Raw genomic sequence first — 19,769 nt, forward strand, 5'->3', positions numbered from 1 at the left:
CATATTGGAAGAAGAGGTGGCGTTTGTTCCTCTTTAGTTAATTATGAGTCCTTACCAATCGGGTGATTGTGGGATAAAAAGGGAGGGGAAAAAGGGACTTATGTATCGTGTTCATATGAGTTCCTTGTGTGAAAATGAAAATTGGAGTTGTGGGACCAGGAGCTATCGGTCTATTATATGCATTTTATTTACAAAAAAGTAATCAAGATGTTACGTTGTTTACAAGGACAGCTAGCCAGGCTGGCGAATTGAATATAACGGGTGTAACTTGTATTAGGGAGGGGAGACGCGAAACGGTATTCCCACCTGTTTTACCCATAGAAAGTATGCTAGATCGACAGCTAGACTATATATTTATTGCTGTTAAGCAATATCATATAACTGACATACTACCTTTTGTACGAGGGGAATCCTCATTAATCTTTTTGCAAAATGGAATGTCACATCTTCATGCTATGCAGAAAATAGAGAATGAAAATATTGCAGTTGGAATTGTAGAGCATGGTGCGAAAAAAGAAGAAAGTCATACCGTTTATCATACTGGGATAGGTGTAACAAAGTTTGGAATTGTGCAAGGCCGGTCTAAACATTTTGAAAAAATGTTTAATTGCTTTCCTTTTCCTCATTTTCCGATTCAAATAGAAGATGATTGGAAGGATGTTATGCACAAAAAATTAGTAGTAAATGTATGTATCAATCCATTAACGGCGTTATTACAAGTCAAGAACGGAGATTTGATTACGAACCCGTTTTTTTATCAGATGATGGAGCAAGTATTTCACGAAGTCGTTTTTCTTGTTAAAGAAGAAAAAGAAATAGTATGGGAAATGGTACGTCAAGTATGTGAAAGAACGTCTCATAATACATCATCTATGCTGGCAGATGTAAGAGCGAATAGACAAACGGAAATTGGTGCGATTGTTGGATATGTATTAGAAGAAGCTAGGAAACAGCGAAAATCTGTTCCGACACTCCAATTTTTGTTTGATGCAATAAAAGGGTTGGAAGTAAAAGCATAAGTGTAATTCTTTGCTTTTACGTGAAACATTGACTACAATGTGGATTGGTGAGAGAACAGGATACGAAAGGAAGAATTATATGGAGATAAAAGAAATCTCTGTTCCGCAACAAGGTGTTGTAGCGGACTATATGAACGGTAAAAAAGAGATACAGTCGTGTTTTGATTATATGTTAACAGAAGATGCTTTTAAACAGCGTGTACAAGATTTGCGTGAGAGGGAGTTTTTCCGCCAAGATTTAGTAGCGCATTTATTAGAATATAATACAAAATTACAAGCGGGAGAAGCTACAATTCAAAATGTAAAAGCGCTTGGAGATGAAAATACATATGTTGTAATAGCTGGACAACAAGCTGGGTTATTAACAGGGCCACTTTATACGATTCATAAAATTATTTCAGTTTTACAGCTTGCGAAGGAAAAGGAAGAAAGTTTAGGTGTTAAAGTTGTTCCTGTTTTCTGGATTGCTGGTGAAGATCATGATATGGATGAAATTAATCATACTTTCGTAACGAAGAATAAAAAAATAAAAAAGACTATTTTTCATGATCGTAATCCGAAAAAGGCGAGTGCTTCAGAGTCTGAGCTTTCTTTGGAAGACTGTAGAAAGTGGATTGAAGAAATTTTCAAAACATACCCTGAAACGAATTTCACAAAGGATGTAATTCGATTTATTGATGATTCTTTGAGGAAATCGAATACGTATGTAGATTTCTTTGGTCATCTTATTATGAAAATGTTCGTGAATTCTGGTTTAATTCTTGTCGATTCGCATCATCCTGAATTAAGAAAATTAGAAGTGTCGTTTTTTAAACAAATTGTAGGTAAGTATAAAGACGTACAAGAGGGACTTCATAACCAACAGGAAGTAATTAAAAAATTAGGATATAAACCAATTATTGAAACAAAGTCTAATGCAATACATATATTCATGGAAATTGATAATGAGCGAGTGTTGCTTGAAGACGATCAAGGAAGGTTTGTTGGGAAGGATGGAGCGTATTCCTTTTCATATGAAGAATTGATTGAAGAGATGGAAAGAAGCCCGGAGCGCTTTAGTAATAATGTTGTAACGCGTCCTCTTATGCAAGAGTATGTATTTCCTACGTTGGCGTTTATTGGAGGCCCGGGAGAATTAGCTTACTGGAGTGAATTACAACAAGTTTTCCATACTATCGGTTTCCGAATGCCGCCTGTCGTTCCGCGTATTACAATTACTTATATCGAGAGGGATATAGCGACAGATTTGCATGATTTACAATTGCAAGAGAGTGATCCGTTTTTAAATAACGTAGATAAGTTGCGTGATGACTGGTTATCTAATCAAATAGAGGAACCGATAGATGACCGATTTGTAGAGGCGAAAAAAGAAATAATTAATATTCATACGTCATTACAACAGTTTGTGAAGAAAATAGATCCAGGGTTAAGTGCGTTTGCAGGGAAAAATGAATTCAAAATTAATGAACAAATCGAACTGTTGGAAAGAATGTTGAAAAGAAATGTTGAGAAAAAACATGAAGTGCAACTAAACAAATTCCGTCGTATACAATTTGCACTCCGTCCATCAGGAGCGCCGCAAGAGCGTGTGTGGAATATATGTTACTATTTAAATCAGTACGGTTTAGATTTCATTGATCGTGTAATGGAAAAGCCGTTTTCTTGGAATGGAAAACATCACGTTATAAAACTATAGAATCTTGCTCTTAGGAGCAGGATTTTATTTTTATCTCGTTGAATTTACTGTGAAGTGAAATTTTTCTGAATTATTAATTTAAAAACAGTGGATATTGCAATTATGCAGGATACTTAAATATATGACAAAATAGCACAAAATGTAAACGTATTATTATCTTTTTCGACAGTTTTTTATTTAAATTCCCGCAAAAGATGATAAAATTTAGTATATAATAAAAGAAAATAGCGATTTGTATAGTATGCTGCCGTTGTAGGCAAGTTAAATGAGTCGTTCTTTCACAGTATTTCGTTTTCTAATCGTGAAACATGCGTTTAGAAGGAGAGATACATTCAACATAATTAATTGGAAAAAGAGTAGGTGCAACAATGTTTAAACACGTAACAGTGCTTTTGAAGGAAACAGTAGACGGCTTAGATATAAAGCCAGATGGTACATATGTAGATTGTACACTGGGGGGAGGAGGACATAGTTCTTATTTATTATCCCAATTAACTGAAGGCGGAAGATTAATCGCGTTTGATCAAGATGAGATAGCAATTCAAAATGCGAAAGAAAAATTCTCTTCATACGGTGAGCAATTCATAACAGTAAAGAGTAATTTCCGATATTTATCTGAAAAACTACAGGAATTAGGTATAACAGAAGTAGACGGTATTCTATTTGATTTAGGTGTTTCATCTCCGCAATTAGATACACCAGAGCGTGGCTTTAGTTATCATCATGATGCACCGTTAGATATGCGAATGGATCAAGATGCCTCATTAACAGCATATGATGTTGTAAATAGCTGGTCATATGAACAACTTGTAAGAATTTTCTTCCAGTATGGTGAAGAGAAGTTTTCAAAACAAATAGCAAGGAAAATTGAAGCATATCGTGAGAATAAAGCAATTGAAACGACAGGAGAGTTAGTAGAACTAATTAAAGAGGGTATTCCAGCTCCTGCTCGTAGAACGGGTGGACATCCTGCGAAGCGAGTGTTCCAAGCAATCCGTATTGCGGTAAATGATGAATTGAAAGTATTTGAAGAAGCGTTGGAATCTGCAATTGAGATGGTCAAGCCAGGCGGAAGAGTTAGTGTTATAACGTTCCATTCTTTAGAAGACCGTATTTGTAAAACGACGTTTAAGCGAAATAGTACAACGCCACAATTGCCGCCAGGGTTACCAATTATTCCTGATGAATTTAAGCCGAAATTAAAGCTTATTACGAGAAAACCGATTTTACCTTCTGATATAGAGTTAGAAGAAAATAATCGAGCGCGTTCTGCGAAATTGAGAATCGCTGAAAAACGATAAAAAGGGGAGAGAGGTATGAGTAACTTAGCTGTAAAGTACAAACAACAAGCGCAAGAAGAGGTTCAGATTCAAACGCCCCCACAGCAGATGGTTCAGCCAAAAGCTAAAGCGAAGATTACAAGAATCGAAAAACTGTTGTATGTAGCGTTTATTGGCTTTTTATTGTATGCCTGTGTAGCGTTTATTGGAAATAAAGCAGGCCTTTATCAAGTTAATGTAGAAGCTGCGACGATAGAACAAAAAATTGTACAGCAGCAAAAAGAAAATCAAGAATTACAGGCTGAAGTAGAGAAGTTAAGTCGTTATGAACGCATCTCTGAAGTTGCAAAAAAACACGGGCTAGAAATTAATGCGAATAATGTGAAAGGCCTCAAATAAGGCAATAGGTGTGAAGGGAAAATGAAAAGAACTATGACTAAATTTCATACCAATAAGGGAGCAGGGTATTTTATGATTTTCTTCCTCCTGCTCTTTTTGCTGTTATTAGCCCGATTTTTTTACATACAAGCAACAGGAACAGTGCATAATCAAGATTTGGATAAACTCGCTCAGCAAAAGCATAGTAAAACCGGAGTTCTTGAAGCAAACCGCGGGACGATTTATGATCAAAACGGCCATGTATTAGCGCAAGATGCAAACTCTTATAAGCTTGTAGCGGAATTAAAAGGTGCGAATCAGGTTGAGAATAAAGAGGATACTGCAAAGAAAATTGCGGGAGTGCTCGGAAAAGATGAAGAGAAGATTTTAGCTACATTAAATAAAAAAGATAAAAGTCAAGTCGAATTTGGAACGCTAGGTAAAGATTTGACGAAGGAACAGAAGGAACAAATCGAAGCATTGAAATTGCCAGGCATATCTTTTATTACTGAAAATGCAAGAGTGTATCCGAACGGCGATTTTGCGTCTTATGTTATAGGGCATGCTAAACCGAATGAAGCAGGAACTTCGGTAGGACAATTTGGTTTAGAAAAAAGTTTAGATAAGTACTTGAGTGCTTCTAACGGAAAAGTAGCTTATACAGGCGATCGTAAAGGTGTGTCTCTTGACGGTGGAAAAGTGAACGTAGAGGCACCTAAAAACGGAGATAACACGTATTTAACGATAGATCAACGTATTCAAAGTTATTTAGAAGATGCGATGAAATCTGCAAGTAAACATTACGACCCAGAAAGTTTAATAGGGATTGTTGCAGATCCAAAAACAGGGAAAATATTAGCGATGTCTAGTAAACCTAGTTATGATCCGAATGATCGTCAAATTCAATATTTCTTCAATGACGCAATTGCAAATGCATTTGAACCTGGATCAACAATGAAAATTTTCACGCTAGCAGCAGCTATTAATGAAGGTGTGTATAAGGGACAAGATTATTATCAGTCTGGTACATATCAAGTCGGGAACCGCAAAATAAAAGATCATAATGGCGGTGCTGGATGGGGATCTATCACATTTGATGAAGGGGTAGAGCGCTCTTCCAACGTAGCGTTTGCTATTTTAGGTGATCAAAAACTTGGTCCAGACCGTTTCCGAAAATATATCCATGCTTTCGGATTAGATGAAAAAACGAATATTGATTTACCTGATGAAGGTTCAAATACCATTGTATTCGATCAGCAAATACAGCAAGTAACAACAGCTTTTGGACAAGGTTCTACTGTAACGCCAATTCAGCTTGTGCAAGCTGCAACGGCTATTGCGAACGATGGGAAAATGATGAAACCTTATACAATTGATAAAATTGTAGATCCGATAACAGGGGAAGTAAAATTAGAACATAAGCCAGAAGAAGTGGGCAAACCTGTTACAAAAGAGACAGCAGCGCAAGTAAGACAGTTATTAGAACGCGTTGTTACATCGCCGAAAGGAACAGGAACTGCTTATAAAGTCGATGGATATTCAGTTGGTGGTAAAACAGGAACAGCGCAAATTCCGGATGGAAAAGGTGGCTATATGACAGGAAGAGAGAATTACATATTCTCGTTCTTAGGTATGGCACCTATGGATGACCCACAACTTGTTGTATATGTAGCAGTTAAAAAACCGAAGTTGAAAGATGATGAGAGTGGCGCACAACCTTTAGCTGATATTTTTAAATATGTAACGAAGAATAGTTTAGAGTATTTAAAGATTAAACCTAATGAAGTGAAAGATCCGAAGAAATATGTGAAAGAGCAGCAAACTGCTGTTCCAGATGTAACCGGAAAAACGATGGAAGAAGCGAAAAAAGCTATTGATAAAGCAAAACTTCGTCCAATCGTATTAGGTGAAGGGAAAGTGCAGCAACAAGTACCGAAAGCGACTGAACAAACATTGAAGGGTGATCGAGTGTTCTTAGTGGGAGATCAACCTACAATGCCGAATATACAAGGCTGGGCACTTCGTGATGTTATGAATTTAGCAAAAACATTAAAGCTTAATCTAAAACCTACTGGTACAGGATACGTAACCGAACAAAGTGTACCAGAAGGAACATTGTTGCAACCTGGTACAGAGTTAGGTGTAACACTTGTACCGCCACTTGAACCACAACAAGAAGCAGAAAAGCCGTAATGGTAAAAGAGAAGAAGTTCTAATTAAATAAGTACAAGCATATATTGGAACAAGCTAGGCGTAAGGGAGGCTTGTTCCAAAATGCGTGTATCAAATGTAACAGTTAGAAAACGACTTATTTTTATACTTATATCAGGTATACTTATTTTCACTATCATCGATATTCGTCTTGGATATGTGCAATTTTTTCTTGGGAATATGTTAACGGATCGTGCGAAAGATTCATGGAGTCGTAATATTACTTTTGAACCTGAGCGTGGGAAGATTTTAGACCGAAATGGTGTGGAACTTGCTACGAATAAAAGTGCTCCAACTGTCTTTGTTGTACCGAGGCAAATTGAAAAACCAGCAGAGACTGCAGAGAAGTTAGCTGCAGTATTAGGTGTGGAAAAAGATGAGATTTATAAGAGAATTACAAAAAAAGAATCGATTGTAAGGTTAGATAAAGGCGGAAGGAAAATATCACATGATAAAGCGAAAGAGGTACGAGGATTAAGTTTGAAAGGTGTTTATATCGCAGAGGACTCTATCCGGTACTATCCATTTGGCAACTTTTTATCACACGTATTAGGGTTTGCTGGTAGTGATAACCAAGGTCTTATGGGACTAGAAAAATATTATGATAAAGAGCTAAATGGTGATGAAGGTCATGTGCGTTTTTTTGCAGATGCAAAAGGACAAAGGATGCCTAATGTTGGCGATGATTTCAAAAAACCAGAAGCTGGTTTGAATTTAGGGTTAACAATTGATGCACGTATTAATAGAATTATGGAAAGAGAAATGAATATCGCAGAGTCGACATATAATCCAGATGGTATGATTGCGATTGCGATGAATCCGAAAAATGGTGAAATTTTAGGTATGTCGAGTCGGCCGAGTTTTGATCCGGCAGATTTTCAAAGTGTTTCTCCAGAAGTATACAATAGAAATTTACCAGTATGGAGTACGTATGAACCTGGTTCAACATTTAAAATCATTACGTTAGCTGCAGCTTTGAATGAAAATTTAGTAGACTTAGAGAAAGATACGTTTTATGATGATGGAGCAGCTGAAGTTGGTGGAGCAAGATTGAAATGTTGGAAAGCAGGAGGCCATGGTAGCCAAACGTTTTTAGAAGTAGTTCAAAACTCTTGTAACCCAGGATTTATCGAGCTGGGTGATCGTCTTGGTAAAGACCGATTGTTTAAATACATTCGTAATTTCGGCTTTGGACAGAAGACAGGAATCGATCTGCAAGGTGAAGGTAGTGGGATTTTATTTAATTTAGATAAAGTCGGTCCAGTCGAGCAAGCAACAACTTCATTCGGTCAAGGTGTTTCTGTTACGCCAATCCAACAAGTAGCGGCAGTAGCAGCGGCTGTAAATGGTGGAACTTTGTATCAACCGTATATAGCTAAAGAATTTATTGATCCGAAAAAAAATCAAGTTGTAAGTAAAAAAACACCTGTAGCAAAAAGGAAAGTTATTTCCAAGGAAACTTCAGAAAAAGTTCGGTATGCATTAGAGAATGTTGTAGCAAAAGGATCTGGTAAAGGTGCTTTCATTGATGGGTATCGTGTAGGTGGAAAAACAGGTACGGCTCAAAAAGTGAAAGATGGTAAATATTTAGAGAATAATTATATTGTATCTTTTATCGGTTTTGCTCCAGCAGATGATCCGGAAATTGTTGTTTATGTTGCTGTTGATAATCCGAAAGGTGTAACGCAATTTGGTGGAGTAGTGGCAGCTCCAATTGTTGGAAATATTCTTCGGGATGCACTTCCTGTTATGGGAGTGAAACCGAGAACAAAACAAGTTGAAAGAGAATATAAATGGGGCGATATACCAACTGTGGAAGTTCCAAATTTAATTGGTATGAAAAAGAAAGACTTACAGACGCAACTCGTCGATTTGAAGCTTGATATAAGCGGAGACGGAGAGAAAGTTATTAAACAGTCCCCAGAAGCAGGAGCTAAAGTGAAAGAAGGCTCAAAAATTAGAATTTACTTCGGGAATTAAAGGTAACCTAGTACGTTTTATGGTACAATTGGTGGAAGTGAGTTCTCTAAAGAAGAGTTACTTAATTTGAGGCCGTAAGAGTCTCATTTATAAATAGGTCTATTTATTAGACGATAGTAGCGCGTACCTCCTATTTTACTTAATTAGGAGGTAGCGTGTTGCTTATTAAAAAAGAGATAAATACACAATGTAGAGAGGGTTTAGTGAAATGAAGTTGCATACACTTGTATCATGTTTGCATGATTTTCCAGTTGTTCCAAAAGAAAATCCAGAAATCACATCTATAGAAGCTGATTCACGTAAAGTGAAAGAGGGAAGCTTATTTGTATGTATGAAAGGATATACGGTTGATAGCCATGATTTTGCTAAGCAAGCAGCGGCACAAGGAGCGGCTGCTATTGTTGCGGAAAGACCAATTGATGTTGACGTTCCAGTTGTACTTGTGAAAAACACTTTTCGTTCGTTAGCGGTTTTAGCTGATTATTTTTATGGTCAACCAACACACAAGTTACATTTAATCGGGATTACAGGTACAAATGGAAAGACAACAACATCGCATATTATGGATGAAATTATGCGCGCACATGGTCATAAAACAGGGCTAATTGGAACGATTAATATGAAAATCGGTGATGAAACATTTGAGGTGAAAAATACAACGCCAGATGCACTAACACTTCAACAGACGTTTTCAAAAATGGTTGAACACGGTGTGGATAGCACAGTAATGGAAGTTTCGTCACATGCTTTAGATCTTGGTCGTGTACACGGATGTGATTACGATGTAGCAGTGTTTACAAATTTAACACAAGATCATTTAGACTATCATAAAACGATGGAAGAATATAAACATGCAAAAGGGTTGCTATTTGCACAACTGGGCAATAGTTATAATCATAATCGTGAAAAATATGCGGTACTGAATAACGACGATGCTGTAACAGAGGAATATATGAGAAGTACTGCAGCAACTGTTGTAACGTATGGAATTGATACAACAAGTGATATTATGGCCAAAGATATCGTTATGACGAGTGGTGGAACTACATTTACGCTTGTAACACCGTATGAAAGTGTAAATGTTACGATGAAATTGATTGGGAAATTTAATGTATATAACGTACTAGCGGCAACAGCGGCAGGACTTGTTTCTGGTGTAAGTTTAGAAACAATTCTTGATGTAATAAAGAAACTAGCTGGAGTTCCAGGACGTTTTGAAGTGGTTGATGGTGGACAGAATTATACAGTTATTGTTGATTATGCTCATACACCAGATAGTTTAGAGAATGTATTGAAAACAGCAAAGCAATTTGCAAAAGGCGACGTATATTGTATCGTCGGTTGTGGCGGCGATAGAGATCGAACGAAGAGACCAATCATGGCAAGTGTTGCAACAAAATATGCAACTTATGCAATTTACACTTCAGATAATCCAAGAAGTGAAGAGCCAGGGGCAATTTTAGATGATATGGTACAGGGTGCAAATGGAAATAATTATGAAGTAATTATTGATAGAAAAGAAGCGATATACCATGCAATTGCTAACGCGAAAGCTGAAGATATCATCATTATTGCTGGTAAGGGTCATGAAACATATCAAATTATTGGTAAAGATGTTCATCATTTTGACGATCGTGAAGTCGCTAAAGAAGCAATTACAGAGCGTTTAAACAACGAAGAGTAACAACGTGAGAGGAGGACTACATGTGCTTGAGCAAGGTTTATTAGTAACGGCTGGGGTAGCATTCTTAATTTCTGTTGCCCTTTCGCCATTGTTTATTCCATTTTTAAGAAAATTAAAATTCGGACAGAGTATTCGTGATGAGGGACCAAAGTCGCATCAAAAAAAATCAGGGACACCGACAATGGGTGGTATCGTCATATACGTATCTATGATGGTCACTTCACTTATTATGGCGATTAAGTTTAATCATTTAGGTGCAGAGGTTTCATTATTACTATTAGTGACGTTTGGTTACGGATTGATTGGATTTTTAGATGACTACATAAAGGTAGTTAAGAAGAGAAATCTTGGTTTAACATCAAAACAAAAATTAGTAGGTCAGCTTGTTATTGCTATTGCGTTCTTTTTAATTGGAAAAGGGCAAGCGTTCCACACATACATCATGATTCCGGGAACGGATGTTAAGTTTGAATTAGGTTGGGCGTATTTTGTACTTGTACTATTTATGCTTATTGGTGGATCAAATGCAGTTAACTTAACTGACGGTTTAGATGGTTTATTATCAGGAACGGCTGCTATTGCATTTGGAGCGTTTAGTATTATTGCTGTAGCGCAAGAGCAATTTGGAGTAGCAATATTCTGTATGGCGGTTGTAGGAGCTGTACTTGGATTTTTAGTATTCAATGCGAATCCAGCGAAAGTGTTTATGGGAGATACAGGTTCTTTAGCTTTAGGTGGAGCCATTGCAGCTGTAGCAATTTTATTAAAACAAGAATTGCTACTTGTAATAATTGGTGGAGTATTCGTAATGGAAACTTTATCTGTTATTATCCAGGTTATTTCATTTAAAACAACAGGAAAACGTGTCTTTAAAATGAGTCCACTACACCATCATTATGAATTATGTGGTTGGTCAGAGTGGCGTGTTGTTGTGACGTTTTGGTCTGTAGGATTTTTATTAGCTGTGTTAGGAATTTATATCGGGGTGTGGATGTAATTGAAAACTGTAACTGAATTTCAAAATAAAAATATTCTTGTATTAGGCATTGCAAAAAGTGGTTATGCAGCAGCTACATTATTACAAAAATTAGGGGCGAATGTTATTGTAAATGACGGAAAGCCTTTAGCAGATAATGTACTTGCTGCAGAATTACAAGCAAAAGGAATGGACGTTGTATGTGGTGGTCATCCTTTAGAATTGTTAGAGAGAAATATTTCTCTTGTAGTAAAAAATCCAGGAATCCCATATTCTAATCCAATATTAGTTGCTGCGAAAGGAAAGCAAATTCCGATTGTTACGGAAGTTGAATTAGCATATCGTATTTCAGAAGCGCCATTTGTTGGGATTACGGGATCTAACGGTAAAACGACGACGACAATGCTTACATTTGAAATGCTAAAAGAAGGACAAAAGCATCCTATAATTGCAGGGAACATTGGAACTGTAGCGTGTGAAGTAGCACAGAATGCAAAAGAAAATGAAGTTGTAGTTACAGAGCTTTCATCATTCCAACTGATGGGAGTAGAATTGTTCCAACCTAAAATTGCTGCGTTTTTAAATTTATTTGAGGCCCACTTAGATTATCATGGGACGAAGAAAGAATATGGTTTAGCAAAAGCAAATATTTTTAAGAACCAAACAGAAAATGATTATAGTGTAATAAATGCAGATGATGCAGATGTTATGGCTTTATCTGCTTATAGTAAAGGACAAAAAATACTATTTTCAACAACGAAAGAAATTGAAGATGGCGCGTATATAAAAGATAATGCTCTTTATTTTAAAGGTGAAAAAGTTGTTGAAGTAGGTGATATCGTTTTACCTGGTCAACATAATTTAGAGAATATTTTAGCAGCGATGAGTATCGCAAAATTATTGGGTGTTTCTAATGAAGCGATTACGGTGGTGCTAAAACGTTTTACAGGTGTAAAACATCGTTTAGAATATGTAACAACTATTAATAACCGTAAGTTTTATAATGACTCAAAAGCAACGAATATGTTAGCGACAGAGAAAGCTTTATCTGCGTTTACACAACCGATTGTGTTATTAGCGGGTGGGCTCGATCGTGGAAATGAATTCGATGATTTAATTCCATATTTCAAAAATGTTAAAGCGATTGTAACATTTGGACAAACAGCTCCAAAATTAGTAAGAGCTGCAGAAAAAGCGGGATTAGATACAATTGAAAGTGTCGATACTTTAGATGAAGCGGTAGTGAAAGCTTATGCTCATTCTACAGATGGCGATGTAATTCTTCTTTCTCCAGCATGTGCAAGCTGGGATCAATTTAAAACATTTGAAGAAAGAGGAGACATTTTTATACAAGCTGTGCATAAACTTATATAGAGTAAATCAAAACATCAGTAGGCTAACACCTACTGATGTTTTGTTACATAGGGCAAAAGTTTCTGCCTAAAGAGGTGGTGTTTATGGGTAATGAAGAAAACGCCTGATTTTATTCTCATCATCGTTACGCTTGCGTTGTTAACAATTGGAATGGTTATGGTGTATAGTGCGAGTGCGGTTTGGGCCTCTTATAAAATGGGGGACTCATTCTTTTTTGCAAAAAGGCAATTGCTATTTGCAGGTCTTGGTGTAGTGGCTATGTTTTTAATTATGAAAATTGATTATTGGGTGTGGCGTACGTACTCCAAAGTTATTTTGCTAGTTTGCTTCATTCTTCTTATTCTCGTTCTTATTCCTGGTGTAGGACTTGTTCGTGGAGGAGCGCGAAGCTGGATTGGAATCGGAGCATTTTCCATTCAACCGTCCGAATTTATGAAGTTTGCGATGATTATTTTCTTAGCAAAATTTTTAGCGGAACGACAAAAATTAATTACCTCTTTTAAACGTGGTTTACTACCAGCTCTAAGTTTTGTATTTCTTGCTTTCGGAATGATTATGTTACAGCCAGATCTTGGTACAGGAACGGTAATGGTTGGGACATGTATCATTATGATATTTATCTCGGGAGCAAGGGTCTTTCACTTTGCAATGTTTGGTTTACTTGGTGTAGCAGGATTTGTAGGGCTAATTGCATCAGCACCGTATCGAATGAAACGTATAACATCATATTTAGACCCGTGGTCAGATCCGCTTGGAAGTGGATTTCAAATTATTCAATCGTTACTCGCAATTGGACCGGGTGGACTATTCGGGCTTGGACTTGGACAAAGTAGACAAAAGTTTCTTTATTTACCTGAACCGCAAACAGACTTTATATTTGCAATCTTATCCGAGGAATTAGGTTTTATTGGTGGTTCATTTGTGTTATTATTATTTAGTCTATTATTATGGCGTGGGATTCGTATAGCTTTAGGAGCGCCAGATTTATATGGTACGTTTTTAGCAGTAGGTATTGTGGCGATGATTGCGATTCAAGTAATGATTAATGTTGGTGTTGTAACAGGGTTGATGCCTGTTACGGGTATTACTTTACCGTTTTTAAGTTATGGTGGATCAAGTTTGACATTAATGTTAATGGCAGTGGGTGTATTATTAAATATAAGTCGCCATTCTCGCTACTAAACCCTGTTTTATAAGACAGGGTTTTTCGTATGTGTGCGAAGAAACAATATGTATATAGAAATAAATACGACTGAAATAAGAAAAAGAGAAGCGGAGGAGTTAGTAGTGCGTGTATTAGTAAGTGGTGGGGGCACTGGAGGTCACATTTATCCGGCTCTTGCTTTAATAAGAGAAATAAAAAAATTAAATCCGGAAGCAAGGTTTTTATATATTGGTACGGAGAATGGATTAGAGAGTACAATCGTGCCAAAAGCAGGTATACCGTTTCAATCTATTGTTATAAGTGGATTTAAGCGTAAAATATCGCTAGATAACGTGAAAACGGTGATGCGTTTCCTAAAAGGTGTACAAGATAGTAAACGATATATTCGTCGTTTTAATCCGGATATTGTAATTGGAACGGGTGGATATGTATGTGGACCTGTTGTATATGCTGCAGCAAAATTAGGTATTCCAACTATTGTACATGAACAAAATAGTGTACCTGGTGTAACGAATAAATTTTTAAGCCGCTATGTTGATAAAGTTGCGGTTTGTTTTGAAGCGGCTGCAGAACATTTTCCACAGTCAAAAGTAGTCATGACAGGAAATCCACGAGCGTCAGAAGTAATGGATCAAAATGGAATGAAAGGAAAACGTTCAGTAGGTTTATCCCTTCCTAAAAAATCCGTGCTTATTTTTGGTGGAAGTCGTGGAGCTAGACCGATTAACGATGCTTTCGTAGAGGCAATTGAACAGTTTGGGAATAAAAGTTACGAAATATTGTATGTAACAGGTGAAGTTCATTACGATAAGGTGATGGAAGCTGTGAAGCAAAAAGGAAATCCGAGTAATGTTATTATCAAACCTTTCATTCACAATATGCCAGAGGTACTTACAGGTGTAGATCTTGTTGTTTCAAGAGCTGGGGCAACAACACTTGCAGAATTAACAGCGTTAGGTAAGCCAAGTGTGTTAATTCCGAGTCCTTACGTAACAAATAACCATCAGGAAAAAAATGCACGTTCTGTTGTCGATAAAGGAGCAGCAAAAATGTTGCTTGAAAAAGATTTAACAGCTGAAACGCTAATTCGTGATATAGATGAGATTTTATTAGATGCACAAACATTACAAAATATGAAGTTAGCTGCTGGGCAATTAGGTATTCCAGATGCAGCAAATAAGCTATATGAAGTAATGAATAAGCTTGTAAACAAATAACGTTAGGTGAACGCCCTGCATACTACTGTAATAAGGATACTTAGTATGGGGGAGATTGTTTATGGAACAATTAGTAAATGAGCTTATAGAAGCAAATGTTGGCCGCGTGTTAGTGGATGAACCGTTAGCACGTTATACGACTATGAAAATAGGTGGGCCAGCTGATATTTTAATTGTGCCAAAGCATATTGCCGGTATTGAAAAAACGTTGCAGTTAGTAAAAAAATATAAAACAAAATGGACTGTAATTGGTCGTGGTTCGAACCTTCTTGTATCTGATTTAGGTATAGAAGGTGTCGTTATTCGTTTAGGAGAAGGATTAGACCACTTAGAAGTCGAAAAACATAGGGTAAGAGTTGGTGGTGGGTATCCCCTTATTAAATTATCAACTTTACTTAGTCGTCAAGGGTTAGCCGGTCTGGAGTTTGCAAGCGGTATTCCAGGAAGTGTTGGTGGTGCAGTATACATGAATGCAGGAGCACATAAATCGGATATATCAAACATATTATCAAAAGCTCTTATTTTGTTTGAAGATGGAACAATTGACTGGTTAACGCATGAAGAAATGGAATTTTCCTATCGTACATCTGTATTGCAAACGAAACGTCCTGGTATTGTTTTGGAAGCTGAGTTTCAATTACAGATAGGAGAGCGTGAGGGAATTGTAAGTGTCATGCAAAAGAATAAAGATTATCGCCGTGAAACGCAGCCATGGAATCATCCTTGTGCAGGAAGTGTGTTTCGGAATCCAATTCCATACTTTGCAGGAGATTTAATAGAAAAAGCGGGGCTTCGTGGTTATCAAATAGGTGGAGCTCAAATTTCTGAAATGCATGGGAATTTTATTATTAATACTGGTGAAGCCAGTGCGCAAGATGTATTATCTTTAATTGCATTAGTAAAGCAAACAATCAAGGATAAATTTAGCGTAGAAATGCATACAGAAGTAGAAATCATTGGAAGATAACGGTTATTCGTTCCGCTCATTATCATTTATGTTATAATAAGAAGATAAGAACGGCATGAGGAACATGCCGTTCTTTATGTTACGTAGGGGGATCGTACATGAAAAATAGTAAAGTGATTAAACTACAGGATCGTGTACCAAAGTTAAAAAATCAACAGAAAAAAAACAAGAAAAATGTTAATCATCGGTTGATTTTATACATATCAATTTTATTTTTATTAGTGCTCTTTTTAATTTATTTTCGGTCTCCGCTTAGCAATATAAAAAAGATAAGTGTGTTTGGAAATCATTATATGACAGATGAACAAGTGATGAAGGAATCAGGTGTGACATATGATACAAGTTATTTCCGAGTGACAGCACATAAAGCAGAAGAAAACTTAACGAAGCGAAAAGAAATTAAAGCAGTAAATGTAAAAAAACGTTTTCCAAATAAAATCGATGTTCATATTGAAGAATATTTAACGATTGGTTATATAAACAAAGATGGGAAATTACAACCGTTATTAGAGAACGGGAAAACACTTGATGTACTCCCGAACGGAAAACTGCCTGTTGCAGCGCCGATTTTTGAACCTTTTAAAGAGGAGAAAATGAAGGAGTTAATTGCTGAGCTTGAAAAATTAACACCAACTATTTTAAGGTCTATTTCTGAAATTCGTTATTCACCGACGAATGCCAATGAAGACCACCTTACTTTATATATGAATGAAGGGTATGAAGTGAGCACTACGATTCAAAATTTCGCAAAACGTATGGAAGCTTATCCACTTATCTTAAAAACAATTGAGCCGGGTAAAAAGGTATTAATTGACTTAGAAGTAGGAGCGTATACGAAAGAATTAGGAGCGGAAGAAAAAAAAGAATAGAATGATAGTTTTCACTACGTTATCGTAGAAAAAACGAAACGAATGTTCTGCTTGATGCATAGGAATTTACAAGAATGGTTTATTTGATGAAAAATATGTAAAAATTCTTAGATTCATACTAGGATTGGTACAAGTTTCACTTTTCTATGAGTACATCTTAGTGTAGACTTATACTTGGCGGTAATCTTTACACTTGAAATAGAATTATTTCAAGATAAGCAGTTATTCACAGTTTACTGCGATATTCTTAAATGAATGTTAAATAAAAATAAGAAAAATATAGGGTTAAAAAAGGGAAACGTATAAAGACGTTGAATATTTTTCTTATAAATAGTAAAGTTGCGATTGTTGTTCCATATATTGAGTTGTATGGTATAAATAAAGAAGGAGGTGCCAAAGAATGAACAGCAATGAAATATATGTTAGTCTTGACATCGGTACATCCAATGTTAAAGTCATCATTGGTGAAATGGTTAATGACAGCTTAAACATTATTGGTGTTGGAAATGTAAAATCAAATGGTTTAAAGAAGGGATCGATAGTTGATATAGACGAGACTGTTCGATCAATTAAAAAAGCAATTGAACAAGCTGAGCGTATGGTGGGAATCCACATTGAGCAAGTTGTAGTAGGTGTCAATGCAAACCAGGTACAGCTACTTCCTTGTCACGGAGTAGTCGCTGTTTCAAATGAAGATCGTGAAATCGGGAATGAAGATGTCTTACGCGTTCTAGATGCAGCACAAGTTGTGTCAATTGCTCCAGAACGTGAGTTTATTGATGTGGTACCTCGACAGTTCATTGTAGACGGTCTTGACGAGATTAACGATCCACGCGGGATGATCGGTGTAAGATTAGAAATGGAAGGTACACTTATAACAGGGTCGAGAACTTTACTACATAACCTACTTCGTTGTGTAGAAAAAGCAGGTCTTGAAATTGTTGATATTTGTCTTCAACCTTTAGCGGCTGCAACAGTTGCTATATCTTCAGATGAAAAAAATAGAGGAGTAGCCCTTGTTGATATGGGGGGAGGATCTACAACTTTATCTATTTTTAAAGATGGAGAGTTACAGGCGACGAGCGTATTGCCATTAGGTGGAGACCATATAACGAAGGATATTGCAATTGGGTTGAAGACTTCAACAGAAAATGCAGATCAAATTAAGTTAAAATATGGACATGCTTTTTATGATACAGCATCTGAAGAAGAGATGTTTACGGTTCCTATTATGGGAAGCGATCAAACAGAACAATATTCTCAATTGGAATTATCGGATATAATAGAGGCTCGTGTAGAAGAAATTTTAATGTTTGTTCAAGATGAAGTGCGTAAGTTAGGAGTAAAACAAGTAGCTTCTGGTTATGTACTAACAGGTGGAATTGCTTCTATGCCAGGTGTTCTTGATCTTGCATATGATATTTTACATGAAAATGTTCGTATAGCAACTCCTGATTATATTGGTGTGCGTGAGCCCCAATATACAAGTGGAGTGGGATTAATTAAACATTCTTATCAAAAAGCTAAATTACGTGGGAAAAATGTGCAGGAGAAGCAAGAGCATTTTGAACCAGTACCAGCACCAGCACCAACGCCGGTACAACAGCAACCTGCAAAACAAAAAACTCGTAATCAAAACAATAATAATCAAAATGATGACCGTATGATGTCAAAAGTAAAACGTGTATTCCGTTATTTATGGGATTAAAATTGGACACGAAAAATGAGGTTCTAGGGGGATTTCGACATGTTAGAGTTTGATACTACTCAAGATCAATTAGCGAATATAAAAGTTATCGGTGTCGGCGGTGGCGGAAACAATGCTGTAAACCGTATGATTGAACACGGTGTACAAGGTGTAGACTTTATCGCTGTGAATACTGATGCACAAGCATTAAATCTATCAAAAGCTGAAACAAAAATGCAAATTGGTGGAAAATTAACACGTGGACTTGGTGCAGGTGCAAACCCTGAAGTAGGGAAAAAAGCTGCAGAAGAAAGTAAAGAACAGATCCAAGAAGCACTTCGTGGTGCTGATATGGTATTCGTAACTGCTGGTATGGGCGGCGGAACTGGAACTGGTGCAGCTCCAGTTGTTGCTCAAGTTGCAAAAGAATTAGGTGCATTAACAGTTGGTGTTGTAACACGTCCATTTACATTTGAAGGACGTAAGCGTGCAACACAAGCGGCATCTGGTATTGCTGCATTTAAAGAAAATGTAGATACACTTATTGTAATTCCAAACGATCGCTTATTAGAAATTGTTGATAAAAACACGCCGATGTTAGAAGCATTCCGTGAAGCAGATAACGTATTACGTCAAGGTGTACAAGGTATTTCTGATTTAATTGCAACACCAGGTTTAATTAACTTAGACTTCGCAGACGTAAAGACAATTATGTCTAATAGAGGTTCTGCTTTAATGGGTATTGGTTCTGGTAATGGAGAAAATCGTGCTGCTGAAGCTGCGAAAAAAGCGATTTCTAGTCCATTATTAGAAACATCTATTGATGGAGCTCAAGGTGTTATCATGAACATTACGGGTGGAGCTAACTTAAGCTTATATGAAGTACAAGAAGCGGCAGACATTGTAGCTTCAGCTTCAGATCCAGAAGTAAATATGATCTTCGGTTCGGTTATTAATGAGGGACTAAAAGATGATATCGTTGTAACTGTAATTGCAACTGGTTTTGATGATACAATTGCAACTCAACCACCAAAACCAATTATTCGTCCGAATGCGAATTACACGCAACAACAGCAACAGCCAGTAGCTCAACCTCCAAAACAACGTGAAGTAAAACGTGAAATGAAGCGTGAAGAGCCGGTTGTACATGAGCGTCATTCCGATTCAGATGATATCGATATTCCAGCATTTTTACGTAATCGTCGTAGACGATAAAAGAAAAAGGAGCTTCCATGCTCCTTTTTTGTTTTATCCCGCATTAACGGG

The 19,769-nt window shown here is 36.8% G+C and carries 15 protein-coding genes; all 15 read left to right on the forward strand.

Annotation, left to right across the window (positions count from 1 at the left end):
* The first annotated feature begins 128 nt into the window (after positions 1 to 128).
* The 15 genes from panE to ftsZ all read left to right on the forward strand — a co-directional run bounded on the left by panE (position 129) and on the right by ftsZ (position 19,718).
* Entirely contained in the window at positions 129 to 1,019 is an 891-nt protein-coding gene (gene panE / locus COL05_RS03090) for a 2-dehydropantoate 2-reductase (protein ID WP_098667516.1), read from the forward strand.
* Between the two features lie 79 nt (positions 1,020 to 1,098).
* Entirely contained in the window at positions 1,099 to 2,715 is a 1,617-nt protein-coding gene (gene bshC, locus COL05_RS03095) for a bacillithiol biosynthesis cysteine-adding enzyme BshC (RefSeq protein WP_098667517.1), read from the forward strand.
* Between the two features lie 368 nt (positions 2,716 to 3,083).
* Positions 3,084 to 4,016: a 16S rRNA (cytosine(1402)-N(4))-methyltransferase RsmH gene (gene rsmH, locus COL05_RS03100; RefSeq protein WP_098667518.1), complete on the forward strand. Its 933-nt coding sequence runs from the start codon at positions 3,084 to 3,086 to the stop codon at positions 4,014 to 4,016.
* 15 nt (positions 4,017 to 4,031) lie between these two features.
* The gene (gene ftsL / locus COL05_RS03105; protein ID WP_000067082.1) at positions 4,032 to 4,394 is read left to right on the forward strand and encodes a cell division protein FtsL; all 363 of its coding nucleotides are present in this window, start codon (positions 4,032 to 4,034) and stop codon (positions 4,392 to 4,394) included.
* 21 nt (positions 4,395 to 4,415) lie between these two features.
* The gene (locus COL05_RS03110) at positions 4,416 to 6,566 is read left to right on the forward strand and encodes a penicillin-binding protein (RefSeq protein WP_098667519.1); all 2,151 of its coding nucleotides are present in this window, start codon (positions 4,416 to 4,418) and stop codon (positions 6,564 to 6,566) included.
* 81 nt (positions 6,567 to 6,647) lie between these two features.
* Positions 6,648 to 8,564, forward strand: coding sequence for a stage V sporulation protein D (locus tag COL05_RS03115; RefSeq protein WP_098667520.1), 1,917 nt, complete (start codon positions 6,648 to 6,650; stop codon positions 8,562 to 8,564).
* A gap of 208 nt (positions 8,565 to 8,772) precedes the next feature.
* A complete protein-coding gene (gene murE, locus COL05_RS03120) occupies positions 8,773 to 10,248 on the forward strand; it encodes a UDP-N-acetylmuramoyl-L-alanyl-D-glutamate--2,6-diaminopimelate ligase (protein WP_098667521.1) in 1,476 nt (491 codons plus the stop codon).
* A 22-nt stretch (positions 10,249 to 10,270) separates the two neighbouring features.
* A complete protein-coding gene (gene mraY / locus COL05_RS03125; RefSeq protein WP_000893058.1) occupies positions 10,271 to 11,245 on the forward strand; it encodes a phospho-N-acetylmuramoyl-pentapeptide-transferase in 975 nt (324 codons plus the stop codon).
* A complete protein-coding gene (murD, locus tag COL05_RS03130) occupies positions 11,246 to 12,598 on the forward strand; it encodes a UDP-N-acetylmuramoyl-L-alanine--D-glutamate ligase (protein WP_098667522.1) in 1,353 nt (450 codons plus the stop codon). It abuts the gene before it with no gap.
* 90 nt (positions 12,599 to 12,688) lie between these two features.
* A complete protein-coding gene (spoVE, locus tag COL05_RS03135; RefSeq protein WP_078419030.1) occupies positions 12,689 to 13,780 on the forward strand; it encodes a stage V sporulation protein E in 1,092 nt (363 codons plus the stop codon).
* 105 nt (positions 13,781 to 13,885) lie between these two features.
* Positions 13,886 to 14,980 carry an undecaprenyldiphospho-muramoylpentapeptide beta-N-acetylglucosaminyltransferase gene (murG, locus tag COL05_RS03140; protein WP_098667537.1) on the forward strand — a complete coding sequence of 365 codons (1,095 nt, stop codon included), beginning with the start codon at positions 13,886 to 13,888 and terminating at the stop codon, positions 14,978 to 14,980.
* 61 nt (positions 14,981 to 15,041) lie between these two features.
* Positions 15,042 to 15,947 (forward strand): UDP-N-acetylmuramate dehydrogenase, encoded by a 906-nt coding sequence (gene murB, locus COL05_RS03145; RefSeq protein WP_098667523.1) that lies wholly within the window; start codon positions 15,042 to 15,044, stop codon positions 15,945 to 15,947.
* Between the two features lie 98 nt (positions 15,948 to 16,045).
* On the forward strand, positions 16,046 to 16,816 hold the full coding sequence (gene divIB, locus COL05_RS03150) for a cell division protein DivIB (RefSeq protein ID WP_000798232.1): 771 nt from the start codon (positions 16,046 to 16,048) through the stop codon (positions 16,814 to 16,816).
* 400 nt (positions 16,817 to 17,216) lie between these two features.
* Positions 17,217 to 18,524, forward strand: coding sequence for a cell division protein FtsA (gene ftsA, locus COL05_RS03155; protein ID WP_001087553.1), 1,308 nt, complete (start codon positions 17,217 to 17,219; stop codon positions 18,522 to 18,524).
* 39 nt (positions 18,525 to 18,563) lie between these two features.
* Entirely contained in the window at positions 18,564 to 19,718 is a 1,155-nt protein-coding gene (gene ftsZ / locus COL05_RS03160; RefSeq protein WP_098667524.1) for a cell division protein FtsZ, read from the forward strand.
* Positions 19,719 to 19,769: the final 51 nt, after the last annotated feature.

The organism is Bacillus sp. AFS059628 (assembly GCF_002571225.1).
In the GTDB taxonomy this organism is placed as follows: domain Bacteria; phylum Bacillota; class Bacilli; order Bacillales; family Bacillaceae_G; genus Bacillus_A.

Bases quoted from the DNA above. Each gene is read 5' to 3' on its own strand.
- bshC (WP_098667517.1), top strand. From the start codon at position 1,099: ATGGAGATAAAAGAAATCTCTGTTCCGCAACAAGGTGTTGTAGCGGAC.
- rsmH (WP_098667518.1), top strand. From the start codon at position 3,084: ATGTTTAAACACGTAACAGTGCTTTTGAAGGAAACAGTAGACGGCTTA.
- ftsL (WP_000067082.1), top strand. From the start codon at position 4,032: ATGAGTAACTTAGCTGTAAAGTACAAACAACAAGCGCAAGAAGAGGTT.
- COL05_RS03110 (WP_098667519.1), top strand. From the start codon at position 4,416: ATGAAAAGAACTATGACTAAATTTCATACCAATAAGGGAGCAGGGTAT.
- COL05_RS03115 (WP_098667520.1), top strand. From the start codon at position 6,648: ATGCGTGTATCAAATGTAACAGTTAGAAAACGACTTATTTTTATACTT.
- murE (WP_098667521.1), top strand. From the start codon at position 8,773: ATGAAGTTGCATACACTTGTATCATGTTTGCATGATTTTCCAGTTGTT.
- spoVE (WP_078419030.1), top strand. From the start codon at position 12,689: ATGAAGAAAACGCCTGATTTTATTCTCATCATCGTTACGCTTGCGTTG.
- murB (WP_098667523.1), top strand. From the start codon at position 15,042: ATGGAACAATTAGTAAATGAGCTTATAGAAGCAAATGTTGGCCGCGTG.
- divIB (WP_000798232.1), top strand. From the start codon at position 16,046: ATGAAAAATAGTAAAGTGATTAAACTACAGGATCGTGTACCAAAGTTA.
- ftsA (WP_001087553.1), top strand. From the start codon at position 17,217: ATGAACAGCAATGAAATATATGTTAGTCTTGACATCGGTACATCCAAT.
- ftsZ (WP_098667524.1), top strand. From the start codon at position 18,564: ATGTTAGAGTTTGATACTACTCAAGATCAATTAGCGAATATAAAAGTT.